Origin of the sequence: Bacillus niameyensis, from assembly GCF_001375535.1 — a bacterium.
GTDB lineage: Bacteria > Bacillota > Bacilli > Bacillales > Bacillaceae_C > Lederbergia > Lederbergia niameyensis.
In genome coordinates this window covers 4,124,340-4,140,087 of sequence record NZ_LN831197.1, presented here as the reverse complement: position 1 = coordinate 4,140,087, position 15,748 = coordinate 4,124,340, and the positions used below count along the sequence as shown (strand labels likewise).

Annotated in this window: 17 protein-coding genes; 3 read left to right on the top strand and 14 right to left on the bottom strand. The window is 37.2% G+C overall.

The genetic code is table 11. The features are described 5' to 3' along the window. Window positions 1-2: 2 nt before the first annotated feature. The 7 genes from BN1243_RS19015 to BN1243_RS18990 all read right to left on the bottom strand — a co-directional run bounded on the left by BN1243_RS19015 (window position 3) and on the right by BN1243_RS18990 (window position 6,766). Window positions 3-926, bottom strand: a complete 924-nt coding sequence (locus BN1243_RS19015; RefSeq protein ID WP_062109505.1) for an aldolase — start codon at window positions 924-926, stop codon at window positions 3-5. Between the two features lie 59 nt (window positions 927-985). Next, window positions 986-1,153 (bottom strand): paeninodin family lasso peptide, encoded by a 168-nt coding sequence (locus tag BN1243_RS22895; RefSeq protein ID WP_154669900.1) that lies wholly within the window; start codon window positions 1,151-1,153, stop codon window positions 986-988. A 1-nt stretch (window position 1,154) separates the two neighbouring features. Then, on the bottom strand, window positions 1,155-3,104 hold the full coding sequence (locus tag BN1243_RS19010; protein ID WP_062109503.1) for an asparagine synthase-related protein: 1,950 nt from the start codon (window positions 3,102-3,104) through the stop codon (window positions 1,155-1,157). 84 nt (window positions 3,105-3,188) lie between these two features. Next, window positions 3,189-3,326: a paeninodin family lasso peptide gene (locus tag BN1243_RS22210; RefSeq protein WP_062109501.1), complete on the bottom strand. Its 138-nt coding sequence runs from the start codon at window positions 3,324-3,326 to the stop codon at window positions 3,189-3,191. A 14-nt stretch (window positions 3,327-3,340) separates the two neighbouring features. After that, window positions 3,341-5,275, bottom strand: a complete 1,935-nt coding sequence (locus tag BN1243_RS19000) for an asparagine synthase-related protein (RefSeq protein ID WP_062109499.1) — start codon at window positions 5,273-5,275, stop codon at window positions 3,341-3,343. Window positions 5,276-5,506: 231 nt separating this feature from the next. Then, window positions 5,507-6,232 (bottom strand): TerC family protein, encoded by a 726-nt coding sequence (locus BN1243_RS18995; RefSeq protein ID WP_195892136.1) that lies wholly within the window; start codon window positions 6,230-6,232, stop codon window positions 5,507-5,509. Between the two features lie 330 nt (window positions 6,233-6,562). Continuing rightward, on the bottom strand, window positions 6,563-6,766 hold the full coding sequence (locus BN1243_RS18990; protein ID WP_062109498.1) for a hypothetical protein: 204 nt from the start codon (window positions 6,764-6,766) through the stop codon (window positions 6,563-6,565). Between the two features lie 456 nt (window positions 6,767-7,222). On the opposite strand from BN1243_RS18990, the gene BN1243_RS18985 reads away from it, so the two are divergent. Continuing rightward, window positions 7,223-7,714: a hypothetical protein gene (locus tag BN1243_RS18985; protein ID WP_062109496.1), complete on the top strand. Its 492-nt coding sequence runs from the start codon at window positions 7,223-7,225 to the stop codon at window positions 7,712-7,714. Window positions 7,715-7,968: 254 nt separating this feature from the next. Here the strand turns inward: BN1243_RS18985 and BN1243_RS18980 are convergent, their stop codons facing one another. The 7 genes from BN1243_RS18980 to BN1243_RS18950 all read right to left on the bottom strand — a co-directional run bounded on the left by BN1243_RS18980 (window position 7,969) and on the right by BN1243_RS18950 (window position 14,124). Continuing rightward, complete coding sequence (locus BN1243_RS18980; protein ID WP_062109494.1) at window positions 7,969-9,315, bottom strand: glucose-6-phosphate isomerase; 1,347 nt, start codon at window positions 9,313-9,315, stop codon at window positions 7,969-7,971. Between the two features lie 138 nt (window positions 9,316-9,453). Continuing rightward, the gene (locus BN1243_RS18975) at window positions 9,454-10,719 is read right to left on the bottom strand and encodes a glycosyltransferase family A protein (RefSeq protein ID WP_062109492.1); all 1,266 of its coding nucleotides are present in this window, start codon (window positions 10,717-10,719) and stop codon (window positions 9,454-9,456) included. A gap of 15 nt (window positions 10,720-10,734) precedes the next feature. Then, complete coding sequence (locus BN1243_RS18970) at window positions 10,735-11,190, bottom strand: dTDP-4-dehydrorhamnose 3,5-epimerase family protein (protein WP_062109491.1); 456 nt, start codon at window positions 11,188-11,190, stop codon at window positions 10,735-10,737. After that, window positions 11,183-12,031: a dTDP-4-dehydrorhamnose reductase gene (gene rfbD, locus BN1243_RS18965; protein ID WP_062109484.1), complete on the bottom strand. Its 849-nt coding sequence runs from the start codon at window positions 12,029-12,031 to the stop codon at window positions 11,183-11,185. The genes BN1243_RS18970 and rfbD overlap by 8 nt, the downstream gene beginning before the upstream one ends. Then, window positions 12,028-12,993: a dTDP-glucose 4,6-dehydratase gene (gene rfbB / locus BN1243_RS18960; RefSeq protein ID WP_062109482.1), complete on the bottom strand. Its 966-nt coding sequence runs from the start codon at window positions 12,991-12,993 to the stop codon at window positions 12,028-12,030. Before rfbB ends, rfbD begins: the two co-directional genes overlap by 4 nt. Further along, window positions 12,990-13,727 (bottom strand): sugar phosphate nucleotidyltransferase, encoded by a 738-nt coding sequence (locus BN1243_RS18955; protein ID WP_062109480.1) that lies wholly within the window; start codon window positions 13,725-13,727, stop codon window positions 12,990-12,992. The genes rfbB and BN1243_RS18955 overlap by 4 nt, the downstream gene beginning before the upstream one ends. Before the next feature lie 184 nt (window positions 13,728-13,911). After that, a complete protein-coding gene (locus tag BN1243_RS18950) occupies window positions 13,912-14,124 on the bottom strand; it encodes a hypothetical protein (RefSeq protein ID WP_062109479.1) in 213 nt (70 codons plus the stop codon). 314 nt (window positions 14,125-14,438) lie between these two features. On the opposite strand from BN1243_RS18950, the gene BN1243_RS18945 reads away from it, so the two are divergent. Both BN1243_RS18945 and BN1243_RS18940 read left to right on the top strand, forming a co-directional pair. Continuing rightward, the gene (locus tag BN1243_RS18945; RefSeq protein WP_062109477.1) at window positions 14,439-14,663 is read left to right on the top strand and encodes a hypothetical protein; all 225 of its coding nucleotides are present in this window, start codon (window positions 14,439-14,441) and stop codon (window positions 14,661-14,663) included. Window positions 14,664-14,666: 3 nt separating this feature from the next. Further along, window positions 14,667-15,644: a CgeB family protein gene (locus BN1243_RS18940; RefSeq protein ID WP_062109475.1), complete on the top strand. Its 978-nt coding sequence runs from the start codon at window positions 14,667-14,669 to the stop codon at window positions 15,642-15,644. Window positions 15,645-15,748: the final 104 nt, after the last annotated feature.

The window sequence follows — 15,748 nt, the reverse complement described above, 5'->3', positions numbered from 1 at the left end:
TTTCACTCCTTATTTAATGTCTCTAAAATCATCGCAGTTAAGTCATGAGCAGTAAACCGATCAATTGGACGCTGTATTCGATAAAGTTGAGTTTGGTTCGCAATAGCGGCAGTGATTTGAAAATGCCATTCTCTTAATTTAAGATGATTCAGTAAAAAATTGCGATAAGTGTGTTGAAACAAAGTATGCAACCGTTGCAAATGCAAGATCGGTTCTATACTAGGTTGATCGCCTTCGGTTTTCACTAATTCGAACACACCTGCGAGTGGAAAGGTCGACGTTGAAAATTGCGCTGAAACAGGGATCGCGAATTTTGTCTCTCGCTGAATAATGGGCCGGTATCCCTTTGACTCGATTCCAAAGGCATCCAAACTTTCCTGCCATAGCTTTTGCTGAGGATAAGCAGGCGTGACGATCGGGAAAGTTTCTTCTGATAGTGTAATGGGGATAACATCATCGCTTAATAAGGGATAACCTTTTTGTAAAAATGCCGCTGCCAGAGTCGACTTACCTGCACCGGATTCGCCAACAATTGCATATGCCTTACCATTAATAGCAATTGCACTTCCATGTAATGGCAAAACCCTCCTTTGAAGTAATAAGCCACCCATACAAGAACCAAGAATATAAAGGCGAATTTGATCCGCGTGGGCATTTTTCATTGGAGAAACAAAAATTTTCATCCCATCCTCAATACAGTAAATGGCTACTCCAGGAATGTGAAACAAAATCATGTTTCCTTTCATAGCAAAATAAGGGGAAGATCCAGCACAGTCATTCCATAAATCAGTTAAGTCCTTCGTCTGGATAACAATATCGACATCCTCCCCTAGTCCCATGATCTGTGGTAACTCGGGCAAGGGGACGTCACTTTGGACGTGTAAACCAAAAGCTTTATAGACGATCTTTTTTAATGTTATAGCCATTTTTTCCCCCAAGGTAATATTTTTATGAGGCCCTTATAATTTATAAGGGCTTCAATTCATTAGCTATCAAATCCATTTTTTAAACAGCTGGCATTTGATTGCCCAGGATGAGTTTCGTGTTTTCCCTCAGATACATCAAAACAATCGGCATTGGCATTCCCGGGACCATTCATCGTCATACTAATATCCAAAACTTCCAATATTGGTTGCCGCCATATTCGTTTCATTTTATTTCACCTCCTCCATTACAAAATTTTTCTGAAGAAAACGTTGCACGATATAACTGCGTGTCAAAATTTTAAATTCATTCTTCCAAATGAGGGATGGGTCAGGTTCGTTATCGATCTTCGCAAGAGCGTTTTCAAGTACTTCTCTATGAATAAACTCAGTTAATACACAATCATTCTTCATTTTTTGCAATTCACTTAAAAAAGCTTGCCAATGCCGCTTCATTCTGTGGATTGTATCAGCACCTTGAATACCACGTATCCGGTGATTATATCTAACTTTATCTGGGAGGATGTTCTTCGTTGCTCTTCTTAAAAACGAGCGCTCCATTCCGGCTTTAACATATTGTTCTTCTGGAAGAGATAAACAAAATAAAATGACACGCAAATCATTTGTTGGATCACGATCCCATAAAGCATAGCGTAAAGATAATTTCGTTGTTGCTGTTCCACTTTTATTCCAAAAATAGGGTTCGTTATAATGCTGCTTACGATATCTATTCAAATCGCTCCCATAATTTCCATTCATACCCAACTGTTGTAGCCGCTCATAAACATCTGTTTTGTATGCAAAATCAGGATGAATCATCGATAAAGACTTGTCAGGATCATCGCCTTTTGAAACAAGTCTATTAAATGTATTCTTTGCGATGATTGGTAACATAATCCTTTTACCTGTACGAAAATTCCGACAGTATTGATTAAGCTCTTGATTAAGATGAATAAACCTCATTCTTTTTAAAAGGGTAGAATAATAGTCCAAGTTTAATTGCCAAGTTCCCCATGAAATTGAATGGTTTCCTCTAGAACCGTTTAATAATATTTTAACTTCCTGTCTATGAGCTACCTCATTAATTCCTTTTAACCAAAAGGAATTTTCAAAGAATTTATAGGGCATTTCCATGATTTCTAGAAAATCATCCACCTCTGAATAAGGATCTTTTCCTCGGAAATCCAAGTAATGAGGAATGACATTTCCCACATACCGAACCGTCTCTTCGATAAAGGACTTTTCATTGGCGATGTAATATGCTGGTGTCCAATCTGTAAAATCTTCTTCTGGTATATAGCTAAATGTATGTAATTGTTTATTTTCTTCGCGAAGTGCTTCTGCTGCAAAACTAACAACAGACCCTGAGTCTAATCCACCACTTAAATGAGATCCAACAATACCATCTGTTCGGATTCTTTCTTTAACTGCTCGGTTGAAAACATCATAGAAGGCTTCCTGATACTCCCAGTCATTTTTTAGCCGCAAAGGCTCTATTGATCCCAATTGCCAATATCTTTCTATTGAAACATTCCCAGACTTGATCAATAAACTATGCGCTGGCGGAAGCTGATAAATCTTTTCATATGGAGTATGGTGGACATCAGCACTTTCTACGATCGTTGGAATGACTAAAAACTCTGCTAACCAGGCTTCATTAAGACGTTTCTCGATCAAAGGCATACGAAATAAAGGTTCGATGATTGTTGAAAAAGCAAAGTAGACATCATTTTTAAAATAATAAAGAGTCCGAGCCCCAGAAAAATCTCTTGCACCAAATAGTGTTTGTTTTCGTTCATCCCAAATCATAAAGGCAAAATCACCAAGCAAATAATTCGGAGTGTGCTTTCCCCATTTTAAATAGGCTCGAAGAATCAACTCACTATCTGTTATCGTTTTACGATCCCCATAAGCAACCTTTAATCGTTCAAATAATTCCTCGCGATTATCTATAATCGCATCCGCTGTAATGGCGAGCTTTCGCTCATAGTCATAAAAGGGTAAACGTTCATGAATGGATTCAGGGGTGATCCGTTGCGCGTGACAGCCAAAAAAGACATTTTCGTTTTTCCACGTTTCTGTATAATCGAAAGGGAATTGATCATATGCCTTTAAGAGTTGATACCCCTGCTCCAAAGTTTGATTTTGCTGAAACTGCAAGATTCCCATGATCGCACTCAAGTTCTCACCCTCTCAATATCATTTTTTAGAAGGCCCTTATACTGTTATTTGCATAAGGGCAGCCGTTTACTGTCGTGTTCTGGATTAACTGTAATGAACCACATCATGGTCATTTGCATCAGGATCTGGTTGGACAGCATCCGGTGTTTTTATTCCGGGTCCGGCCATCGTCATGGTGACATTAAGTACTTCCAACTCCGGTTTCAGCCAATTTTTCTTCATCGTCTCACCTCCTCTCAAGTGAAGGATTTCATAAAGCGACTTAAAATCAGGCATCTCATTAACACTTTCGTTTCAAATTCAAAGACGAGGTTTGGCTTAGGTTCTGCTTTCAAAACAGTGAGGCAATTTTTGATCACATCCATATCCACTAACTCCTGAAGGTTGGGATCTTTCGGAAGTTTTTCTAATTCAGCAATGTACTCATCCCAATTTACTTTCATCCGATGAACCCCGTCTGCACCTTGAACTCCCTTTGTTTTAAAGTTCAAGCGAATATCATCTGGTAAATAGCCTTCTGTCGCTCTTCTAACGAGTGATCGCCCAAAACCGTTTTGAACATATTGCTCCTCAGGAAGCGATAAACAAAACTGAACGACTCTCAAATCATTAGTTGGATCACGACTTACAATGCCGTAATGTAGCCCTAGCTTTGCTTCATAAGTTCCAACTGTGTTCCAATAATACAATTGTTGATACTGACGCATTCTAATTTTATAGGAATTTGAATCGATCCTTCCCCTTGGGTCAATTCCATGATCCCGTAATTTCTCAAATACCATTGTGTCTGATGCAAGATCAGGATGAATAAATATTGGAAAGTCATCTTCCTTTGAAATTTGTTGTTGAAATAAGAGAGGGAAGGCCTTTCTCGTAACAGCTGTTAACACTTTCTTTCGACCAGATCCAATATTGAAGCAATATTGCAGCATTTCCTGATTAAGACGGAGCCATTTCATTTTTTTTAACAACAATGCATAATAATCCATCACTGGGCCCCAAGAGATCGACCAATTCCCTCGCTGTCCAGTTAATAAAATGCCAACACTCTTTTTCCTTGCCTCTTCATAAACACCCTTTAACCAAAATGTATTTTCAAAATATTTATAGGGCATTTCCATTTTCTCTATCCAATCATCAATTTCCAAATAAGAATTCCTCTCAGGAAAACTTAAATAATTTGGAGATATATTGCCAACATATTGTACAATCGATTCTACTTGGGGCCTTTCATTGGCAATTCGACTTTTAGGAGTCCAATCAATGAAATCATCAACTGGAACATAACTGAATGTATGTAATGGTTGATTTTTCTTCCTTAATGTTTTAGCTGCGAAACTAGATACCGACGAGGAGTCTAGCCCGCCACTTAAATGAGCACCGACTTGATGATGTGTCCGCAGGCGATCATTCACCGCTCTTTGAAATACATCTTGAAAAGCTTCTGTATATTCTGCATCTGATTTTAACTTTAGTTGCTTTCCCTCTGGTAAAGTGCTGTATCTTGAAAAATAAATCGAAGAATCTGTTACAGTTACCGAATGTGATGGTGGAATTTGTTCTATTTGACGATAAACAGTTGAAGCTGGCTCAAGCGAATCAAACATTAATGGATTGGCAAGAAATTCAGCAAGCCATTGTTTACTTAGCTCATTCGATACATAGGGTAAAGAAAGCAAAGGCTTCATAACCGTACTAAAAGCATATTTTTCTTGGTTACGAAAAAAATAAAGAGTACGTGTTCCAGAATAATCCCGTGCTCCAAACAGTCTTCGCTCTTTCTCATCCCAAATCATAAAAGCGAAGTCGCCAACTAAATGTTTCGGTGTTTCCTCACCCCATTTATAGTAAGCAAGCAAAATCAACTGACTGTCTGTCATGTGTTCTCGATCTTCATACTCAACTTGCAGTTTTTCAAATAATTCATTCCGATTATCAATAATCGCATCTGCGGTAATAGCAAGTTGCCTCATATAATCATAGAATGGAAGTGTTTCTCCAATTGATTCGGGAGTCATCCATTGAGCGTGGCAGCCGAGAAACAAATTACCTTTTTGCCATGTCTGAATGTCATCAGCAGGGAATTTTCCCAATGCTGTCATCATTCCCTGACTATGTTCAACGGTTATAGTTTCACCGTTTCGATGATATATTCCAACGATTGCACTCATGTTCTCCCTCCCTCGTTTTTGTTCTTATTAAAGAACAAAAGGTTATAACTTAATACATTATTTTTAAAAACTATGTATTTTTTATTTTTCTTTAAAAAGTTATTTAGGTTCTTTATAAAGAACACTAATATATAAAAAAATAACACCTCCTTTAATCATTGTCAAGCGAATAATTGATTTAAAAGATAAGCAGCTTAACCGTTGATGGTCAAGCTGCTTATCTTATTCAGATCAATGCTCATTTTTAGGAATTAATTTATCTTTGTTTACAGCTTTCTTTTTATTAGCCATAAACCCGACTAAAAGAACTAATATTGTTAATGAAATTAGAACGATATATTCTACTGGTCCTTCGATTCCAAACAAACGATCTATATGCTTGTCCTTTAATAACATTTCCCCAGCAACCCAAGCGAGAATTCCAGAGCCAATATAACTAATCCATTGAAATTTCTCCATAACCTTTACGATTAATTTCGAGCCAAAAATCATAATAGGGATACTAACTAAAACGCCTAAAGCAATCATTAAGATATGGCCATTAGCTGCGCCAGCAATAGCGACAACATTATCTAAACTCATAACTGCGTCTGCCATAATAATAGTTCCAATCGCTTTAATTAAACTGCTTTGGGATGACACATGCGTTTCTTCATCTCCACCAACCAATACTTTATAGGAAATCCATAACAATAGGATACCGCCGATAATATTAACATACGGAATTTTTAATAACCAAACAATCACTATGGCAAACAGAATTCGGAGGATGACCGCACCACCTGTCCCCCATAAAATTGCCTTGTTCTGTTGCTTTTTCGGTAAATTTCGCGTAGCCATCGCGATCACAATCGCATTATCCCCTGAAAGAATAATATCGATGGCAATAATCTTTAAAAGAGCGATCATTGATGCTGAAGTTAACGTGATGCTAAATACTGCTGCTCCTAGATCCATAAAAAATTCCTTCTTTCGCTTACTCCTATTAAGTATAACATATCCTAATTTCGAAAGAAAAAAGGCAACGTTCCTAAATAGAAGCTATTTTTAGGATAATCAGGTTCTATTCGAGAAGCAAACAATTATCCTTCATCTGCTTTCATAACGTAGATATACTCCCTCATGACACTTTGAGGAAGATTTCCCTCACGTTTCTACTATGAAAAAGTGGACTTGTCCTCTATCAGGACTATTCCACAAATTTTTGAGTCAAACATATATGTAGGTAGAAATCGTAAAGAAGAAGAGGTCATTATAGACCTCTTCTCAGCAGAACTTTCTTAGGCATTAATAATCGCAATAACGATCTTCTGCTGCCTCAACCCGATTTTCTCTTGGTCTACAAATCCAATCAAAATCAGATTCTTGACGAACTTCGCGGCATCTGCAAGCAAAGAAATCACCACGAACCTCGCGACATTGACAAACTAACTTTCTTGGTCTCCGATTATCCTCGACTCCACCAACAGAATTATTTCCACAATAACTCATTTCCATCCCCCTAAGCGAATATTAAAGCCGGCCGACCTTAATAACTACTATATTAAAAAACAGCAATATTGCTTAGACAAACCGTCTGATAAAAACGAGTATTTTTGAAAACTAAGTTATTTTTACAATAGTTCATGTTATTTTGAGAATTTCCTATAAACTCTTAAAAAATGTGAGTTTGCACTAGACTGTTTGTCCAATCCATTTTGGCTAAAGAAAATAAGATAAAGTAAATGATCAAAGTATCAATAATTTATTGGAGTAAGTGATTATAGACTCTTTCTTCACATTCATTTACCTATTTTTGGATATAGCTTTCAAATTCTCCCACTTTATTATGAATTTATGAAAAATGGGAGTTTTCACCAGAATGTTTGTCCAGTCACTATTCATTTTTCCTAATAAACTATAGTGAAAGCTGGATAACCAGCACAAAAATCGAAAGGAGAGATTTCATTGTATTACGATGAAGAACTTTTATTTGCGGAAGACTTTCGTAGAAATAGAAGAAGAAACAATGACTTAAATGTAGCTTGTGAATGTAACCTAGTTGAGGCAGATACTGATAGAAACCCAGACTGTGGATGTGGTGGCCATGTTGATCCAATAAGAGAGGAAAAACATGTATACCACCATATTATCCGCGAGGAAGCTGAAGGAGGTAATAATGTGGACTCATGTGGAGTAGGACCTGCTGGAAAGTGCTCTTGTGGGCAAGATAATTGTGTATGTAACCAATTAAGAAATTTAGCAATGAATACAGAGGTGACCTTATTATTAAGAGGTAGCGCCAATCCTGTTATAGCAACTTTTGTCTCTTTTGATCGTAATACTTGCTGTGCAACTTTTATTAATGCTGAAATACCTGGTGCACCGGGACCTGCTACAGACTTAGGTACAATTATCATTAATTGTAAGGAAATCCAGGTCGTTGGAATGACACCTTAACAGACTACTTTAAGGCATACTATAACTATTAAACTGAGTTCCTTCCTAGTAAGGAACTCAGTTCTTATTCAAGAATAAACTACAAATCCTCATACTTAAAACCCCGCATTTTCATCAGTTTGTTTGTCCAATCATCTATAATTTGTTTCAATACAATATAGTAGAGAGAAAAAGATCCTTATCATTCTTAATATCTGTTCCTGTCCAACTTACAAAGGCATCTGCCATTTCGCAGATGCCCCTTTTTAATGTTTTTATAATCGTTCTTCTAACTCTGCTTTCTTCTCTTCAAATCCAGGCTTGCCTAGTAAAGCAAACATATTCACTTTATAAGCTTCTACTCCAGGTTGGTCAAATGGATTGACACCTAGTAGGTAGCCGCTGATCGCGCAAGCTTTTTCGAAGAAATAGACGAGATAGCCAAATGTGTATGCATCCATTGCCGGAATTTCGACAACTAGATTCGGAACGCCTCCGTCTGTATGAGCAAGCAATGTTCCTTCAAAAGCTTTATCATTTACGAAATCAACTGTTTTACCAGCTAAATAGTTAAGCCCGTCAAGATCGTTCTCTTCGCTTTCAATTGTTAGTTCATGGCGTACATTTTGAACTTTAATAACTGTTTCAAACAAGTCACGACGACCTTCTTGTACGTATTGTCCAAGTGAATGGAGGTCAGTAGAGAAGTTCGCAGAAGAAGGATAAATCCCTTTCTGATCTTTTCCTTCACTTTCACCAAATAGCTGTTTCCACCATTCTGAGAAATATTGAAGACCTGGCTCATAATTAATGAGCATTTCAATTGTTTTACCTTTGTTGTATAAAACGTTACGGATCGCCGCATATTGGTAAGCGGCATTTTTTTCCAGTTCAGGTGAGCTGAATTCTGAGCGTGCATCAGCTGCTCCCTTCATCATTGCTTCAATTTCTACCCCACTGACAGCGATTGGAAGCAATCCTACAGCCGTTAAAACAGAATAACGACCGCCAACATCATCAGGAATTACGAAGCTCTCATACCCCTCTTCGTTCGCTAGCGTCTTTAATGCCCCTTTTTCACGATCGGTCGTAGCGAAAATACGATGTTTCGCTTCTTCAACACCATATTTTTCTTCTAGGATCTTACGGAAGATACGGAAAGCGAGCGCTGGCTCTGTAGTTGTTCCTGACTTGGAAATCACGTTGATGGAGAAATCTTTGCCATCTAAAAGATCCATCAAATCTCTCATATATGTAGAACTAATACTGTTTCCAACAAAGATTATTTGTGGAGTAGTGCGTTTTTCTTTAGGTAATTCATTATAAAAACTATGGTTCAGCATTTCGATAGCAGCACGAGCTCCTAAATAAGATCCGCCAATACCAATGACAAGTAGAATATCGCTATCCTGCTTAATTTTTTCTGCTGATTTTTGAATACGAGAAAACTCTTCTTTGTCGTAGTCAACAGGCAGGTCAATCCAACCTAAAAAGTCATTTCCAGCACCTGTTTTTTCATGTAGTTGAGTATGGGCTGTTTCCACTGCAGCTTGTAAATAGTCGACTTCATGCTGACCAAAAAATGCAAGAGCTTTGGAATAATCAAAACGAATATGTCCCATCATCTTTCCTCCTTGTTGTTTTTTACCACCATATCCTAATACTCTATACAAACAAAATTGTTTTTTCAAGAAATTTCCCTGCTAATAGGAAATACCGATAAAGAAAAGGACCTCGACCCATAGAGTCAATAGTCCTCATTACATATCAATAGCCGCATAAAAGCTCGCATCTCCTATTTTATATTGCTTTATAACATTACCTGGGAGCTCTATATGTTCTTGCTCTAACCTCAGTCGCTGAAGAACTTTTTTATCGATAGGATAAATTGTATCTCCTTTCAAAATCCAATATTGCACTTGATTTTTATATATTCTTCCTTCTGGAAGTGGATGGAGCCTTGAAGGATGGATATTGAGGTCCGGACCTAGTGGAATCTTCTTTAACCTTTCTGTTTCAACTTCAATTATTTTCCTTATATTAAAACGAAACTTTCCCCAAACGAATGAATTTCCAATTTTTCTTCTTTGATAACGTTCAAAATAGTATAGTTCTCCTTTTTCATCCCGAAAAAGACAATAATTTGGAAAATGATCGAAATCGACCGGATCTCCTTCTTCATATTTATGGAGTAATGGGTCAGGAATTTCAGTAATCTCCTTTTCATCGTATTTAAAAAAGGAAAACATAGCTGGAGTTATTAATCTTCGTTTTTCTTGATCAATTAAATAGACCTCTTCATTCGTTCCTTTTACCAGAATCCCATTTGGAAGATTGTTAGGCAAATGTTGAAATAAAGTTTGAACAGAGTGTGGTGTTTTATACGTTATATCCAACACTTGTCGTATAGGGTAAAAGGGTTGAAAAACATTAAGCCGGTTCCAAAAGGCTGCATCTCCCCGGCACCAATAAAGTGGATCTTCATTCCAATATGTTCCAAATTTCTCGCTTACCTTCTCAGCTATATTTCTCGTATGCATAACTGAACAATGATCCACAATATCAGCTGCATTCGTAAGAACTTGGGTCGCTTCCCTTTTAAATTCTCTTAAACAATTCAATTGTCGATCAACGATTTTCACAAGTTGAGAAGAAAAAACAATCTCTTTAGACGGGTTACTCTCCAAGTGTTTAACCATCTCTGAAAGACGATTTGGAAGATAGACGGTATCATCTGTAATGTAAGTCACGTATTTTCCCTTTGTTAATGGAATTGCTTCGTTGATAAGAGTTGCATATCTTGTAGTTTTATAGCGGTTTTCTTTTTCTATGAAACTATTGCGGTAAAAGATTCGGGGATTATCTACATACTTTTTGATCAATTGTACAGTCACATCATTCGAATGATCATCCATAATAAATAACTCCCACTCAGACCACGTTTGTTTCAAAATACTTTCAATCGTTTGAGCTATGAACCATGGCTTATTGTAACTCGTCAAAATAATCGATACTGTCGGTTTCATAACAAGCACCACATTTTATCTATTCTTCGTTTCCCAATCATAGCTAATTTTTGGATCATCCCAAGGTATTCTATGTTCATCTGGATTTTCACGATTATAAGATTCAGTTGTGAAATATATAATCGTCGCTGGCTCATTCCCTAAAACTCGATAGCCGTGAGCAACTCCTTTAGGAATTAAAACGAGAATGGGATTTTCTACTCCCATATAAAAAGTGTTAGTTTCTCCTTTTGTAGCAGAATCAGGTCTGAGATCATGAAGAACGACTTGTGCATTGCCAGAAGGAAAGAACCATAGATCATCCTGCTTTTCATGATAATGAAATGCCTTAATAACACCTGGATAGCTCATTGACCAGGACGCTTGACCAAATCTATCTAAAATTTGCTCATCATCTCGCACTAGTTCTGCGAAGAAACCACGATCATCAGAGTACTTGACGATTTTTTTTACGATCACTCCATCAATCATACCCTTTTTCCTCCTTTTCAATGAATTCTTGTAGAGCCCCATGCCAATGTCTCATCTTGATCCCTGCCTGATCCAATGTTCTCCTACTTAAAACGGAATAGCTTGGTCGTTGTGCGGCAGCTCCGTATTCTTCCGTAGATAAAGGTTGAACGAATGATGGCTCATAATGTGCAGTTTCGAAAATGGATTGTGCGAAATGAAACCAACTGCATTCACCTGCATTCGCTATATGATAAGTGCCATACGGCTTACCAATTAGTTGTTTAATTGCTTGAGCCAAATCTTTTGTAAAAGTCGGAGATCCGACCTGATCCTCTACAACGGTAACCTTTTTCTCCTCTTTTCCTAGTTGAAGCATTGTTTTAACAAAATTTTTTCCATGGTGACCATATAACCATGATGTTCGGACAATGTAATATTTTTCAGACGCCAATTGGACGAGTTGCTCTCCTAATAATTTACTTTGACCATAAACCGATAAAGGATCAGGGGTGTCATCCACTTCATATGGTTTACATGTTTTTCCGTTAAAAATATAATCTGTACTAATTTGTATAATGTCCGCATCTATTGACTTTGCTGCTTTCGCTAAATAATACGCTCCGAAACTATTAACCTCAAAAGCTAATTTCCGATTAGTCTCACAATCATCCACAGCGGTATAAGCAGCCGCATTAATTATCAAATTAGGCTTTTTCTCTGAAATGATTTCATTCACTTTCCGTTCATTCGTAATATTCAGTTCTTCTTTCGTAAACGCTATGACATTAAAATCGTTTTGAAAAACTGAAAGTAAATCCTTCCCAAGCTGACCATTAGCACCCGTAATCAAAATTTTCATGTGTAATCAACTCTTTGGATCTTGTCCCGATACCAATTAATCGTCTTTAAAAGTCCATCTTCAAATAGAACTTGAGGCTCCCAGTTTAACTCTCTTTTGATCTTCTCATAATTAATCGCGTATCTGCGATCATGCCCCAATCGATCTTCAACATGCCTGATTAAGCTTTGATCCGCTCCTAGATAATTAATGATTTTTGAAACTACATGAAGATTCGTTTGTTCATTCCCACCGCCAATATTGTAAACTTCTCCTGCTTTTCCATTATTGAGGACGGTATAGATCGCTCGACAATGATCCTCAACATATAACCAATCACGAATCTGTTGTCCGTCTCCATAAATAGGAATCGGTTTGTTTAACAAGGCTGATGTAATAACCTTTGGGATGAATTTTTCTAAATGCTGGAAGGGCCCGTAATTATTACTGCAACGAGTAATCATGACAGGCAATTGATATGTGTTAAAGTAGGATTGAACGAGTAAATCCGCAGCAGCTTTACTCGCAGAATAAGGATTATTTGGCGAAAGTGGAGTGGATTCTGTAAATGCTTTATCGGTTCGTAATAGCGTCCCATAAACTTCATCAGTTGAAATTTGGATCATCTTCTTAGCCTTTCCAGCTAGAACAGCATTTAATAAATTCATAGTTCCTGTAATATTAGTTTGAATAAACGGAGCAGCATTTTCAATACTTCTATCTACATGGGATTCGGCAGCAAAGTTAATAATCGCATCGTAGGAGCGGTCTAAAGCTTTATCTAACTCCTGCTGCTTCGAAATATCACATTTGATAAACCGATAACGGTCATTTTCTTGAAATTCATCTTTGATAAATGGATGACTAGCATAGGTAAGAGCATCAATATTTGTAAGCTGATAATCTGCATTTTTCATCAAATAGTAGACAAAATTGATGCCGATAAACCCAGCGCCCCCTGTAATTAATATTTCTTTTGTCATGAATAATCCCTCTCCCGTAATTCATCATGGATGAGTTGATTAGCTAGAAAAAGAGATTCATGTGTCCCTGCATCGACCCACCAGCCAGGCAATTGATCGAACTGTAAAATCGACTTTCGAATATATATATTGTTTAAATCTGTAATTTCCAATTCTCCCCTGTCAGAAGGAGAAAGGTCATCGATATACGAAAATACTTCAGGTCCATACATATAAATTCCCGTCACAATATAATTGGAAATAAAGGACTTTGGCTTTTCAATGATGGATATAATTGATTGATCGTCCTCATTTAATTGCGCAACTCCAAAACGATTAGGATCATCTACTTTCTTTACTAACACCCGTGCCCCTATTCTTTGCTTTTGGAAGCTTTGAGTAAATGGGCGCAGGGAATCTTCAAAGATATTATCTCCCAAAATAAGGACAAATTTTTCTTTGCCTACAAAATCTTTGGCATGTGCCAGGCCATCAGAAATACCCGATGCAGTTGGTTGAATCGCATAATGAAGGGAGACTCCTAAATCCCCGCCATCATTTAGTAATTTTTCGAATGAATCAATATATTCTTCATGCGTAATAATTAATATTTCTTGAATACCAGCTTCTTTAAGCTTCTTGATTGGCCAATAGATCATCGGATAAGGCCCGACAGGCAGGAGGTGCTTATTCGTAATTTTCGTAATGGGCTGTAAGCGAGTACCCGTTCCGCCAGCTAAAATGACTCCTTTCATAGATGACACATCCTTCCTCTAAAAAATAGTTAAAGGTGCAGACGCTTTAGTTTCTGACGAGATAAAGTAAACATGGCGAGAAATGAGCCGATGTAAACTTGTCATAGGTAGAAACATAGATGTTGCTAGTCTATTATGCATGAGCTCGTAAAGACAAAACTCCGAAATTCGGAGTTTTGTGAACTTACATTGTTCCTATACTTAACAATTGATTAAAAGGAACATACATCGTCCCTTCTGTATCAAGGTCTCCTAACTCGACATAGTCAATACCTACATTTCTAACGACCAGATTACGTAATACTTCCCCTCCTACTAAGCGAATAACAGGAATCGGTTGCCCCGATTCTGTAGCATTTGTTAATTGTTGTAAAAAAGTTCTTTTAACAACAGCCATCACTTTTCCTCCCTTCAAGTTCATTCTTTATTAATGTATGAAGTATGGATGAAGTAGTGTAGACAACCGTTTATACTCTTTAAAAATGATGAATATTCTCTAGTTCTACGTACGATGGATTATAGTAAAAAGGTGGATTTTTCACTTTAATAGGTTGGAGGTCTAAACGATAAAATTAAACTAACATAAATTATCGTGTACCGTCTTAAAGGCTTTGTTAAAGGACCTTTCATGAATGGAAAGTGGAAGGTTCTTTGTAGTCGAAGTTGGTCTATCAACAGAAGCCAAAAAAATAAAATGAATGAGGTGATATTATGAATTTTGGAGACTATATTTTTCGTCGGTTAATCCCTGGAACGATTGTTACTGTTACAATGGACTCGGGCAATTTCATCGGTCCGGCTGTTTTTACGGAATATGATACTACGAATGGGATTGTAACATTAGAGGAACAAGGGGCGATCTCTCCGCCAACTTCTTCTATCGTTAAGTTTGGTGCTAGCAAGGTTGAATCCATTAGCTTTCAAGAGATAGAGTAATCAATGAATATTGTCTATATCCCCTCAGGATATCCACTTGTTTACGAATATTTTGATAGAGCGATTAAAAAGGTACTTCAAGAAACGTATCAGAATTACACGATCGTTCATCCGCAGCAATTAAAAGATACTCTACAATCTAATGAAAGTAATTTCCCGTTTTTTGCTTTTACGTTACTAGGCAATCATTTGTCTCCGCGGACTATTGACCTCTTAAAGAAAAATAAGATAGAGCTAGCCGTTTGGTTGACAGAAGACCCTTTTTATATCGATCAAACTATTAAGGAAATAAGAGATTATGATTATGTTTTTACTGTAGATTCAGGTGCACTAAAAAAATATCGGTCACTCGGCTTTACGCATGTTTATCACTTACCATTAGGGACAGATCCTACGATATTTACCGAAGAGTATAGCGATGCTCGCTATAACAGTGATGTTCTACTCGTAGGATACCCCTACCCTTCACGGGTGCAGTTAGTAGAATTTCTTTTGAAGTTTGGAGATTTTAAAATTACAGTGATAGGGAAACAGTGGCATAATCTTCTCTCCAAAAAGTTCCGAACACATCCGAATCTTAAAACTTATAATGTATGGTTGGAACCAGAAGAAATAGCAAAATTTTATAATGGCGCGAAGATTGTCTTGAATCCTCATCGCAGTTCCTCGTTTTCCCATAATCAAAACCGAGAAAATATCGAGAATGAAAGTATAAATAACCGTACATTTGATATTGCTGTATGTGGGGCCTTCCAGTTAATAGAGGATGTTGCCGATTTACGCAACTTTTTTTCGGAGGCAGAGATGGTCTCTTATACAGGATTGGAAGATTGTCTAGAGAAAGTTGAGTTTTATTTAAGGGAGGAAAACATTCGTAAGAGTGTCGCAGCAATTGTACGAAACAAAGTATTAAATGAGCATACATTTCAAAATAGAATTAATAAGATCCTGAATATGATTCAAAAACAAGCTGCCTTATAAAGGCCAGCTTGTTTTTCAGTGTTTAACAATTTGCTTTTTAGTTTGAACGGCATTCTTTTAAGTTTGGGAACTATTCTTTCAAATTTTGGAGGGGATTTTTTGAG

Coding starts and splice junctions, on each gene's coding strand:
- BN1243_RS22210 (WP_062109501.1), bottom strand. CDS start 3,326: ATGAAGAAAAATTGGCTGAAACCGGAGTTGGAAGTACTTAATGTCACC.
- BN1243_RS18970 (WP_062109491.1), bottom strand. CDS start 11,190: ATGATTGATGGAGTGATCGTAAAAAAAATCGTCAAGTACTCTGATGAT.
- BN1243_RS22895 (WP_154669900.1), bottom strand. CDS start 1,153: ATGAAACGAATATGGCGGCAACCAATATTGGAAGTTTTGGATATTAGT.
- rfbB (WP_062109482.1), bottom strand. CDS start 12,993: ATGACAAAAGAAATATTAATTACAGGGGGCGCTGGGTTTATCGGCATC.
- BN1243_RS18975 (WP_062109492.1), bottom strand. CDS start 10,719: ATGAAACCGACAGTATCGATTATTTTGACGAGTTACAATAAGCCATGG.
- rfbD (WP_062109484.1), bottom strand. CDS start 12,031: ATGAAAATTTTGATTACGGGTGCTAATGGTCAGCTTGGGAAGGATTTA.
- BN1243_RS18940 (WP_062109475.1), top strand. CDS start 14,667: ATGAATATTGTCTATATCCCCTCAGGATATCCACTTGTTTACGAATAT.
- BN1243_RS18950 (WP_062109479.1), bottom strand. CDS start 14,124: ATGGCTGTTGTTAAAAGAACTTTTTTACAACAATTAACAAATGCTACA.
- BN1243_RS18945 (WP_062109477.1), top strand. CDS start 14,439: ATGAATTTTGGAGACTATATTTTTCGTCGGTTAATCCCTGGAACGATT.
- BN1243_RS18995 (WP_195892136.1), bottom strand. CDS start 6,232: ATGGATCTAGGAGCAGCAGTATTTAGCATCACGTTAACTTCAGCATCA.
- BN1243_RS18990 (WP_062109498.1), bottom strand. CDS start 6,766: ATGAGTTATTGTGGAAATAATTCTGTTGGTGGAGTCGAGGATAATCGG.
- BN1243_RS19015 (WP_062109505.1), bottom strand. CDS start 926: ATGGCTATAACATTAAAAAAGATCGTCTATAAAGCTTTTGGTTTACAC.
- BN1243_RS18955 (WP_062109480.1), bottom strand. CDS start 13,727: ATGAAAGGAGTCATTTTAGCTGGCGGAACGGGTACTCGCTTACAGCCC.
- BN1243_RS18980 (WP_062109494.1), bottom strand. CDS start 9,315: ATGGGACATATTCGTTTTGATTATTCCAAAGCTCTTGCATTTTTTGGT.
- BN1243_RS19000 (WP_062109499.1), bottom strand. CDS start 5,275: ATGAGTGCAATCGTTGGAATATATCATCGAAACGGTGAAACTATAACC.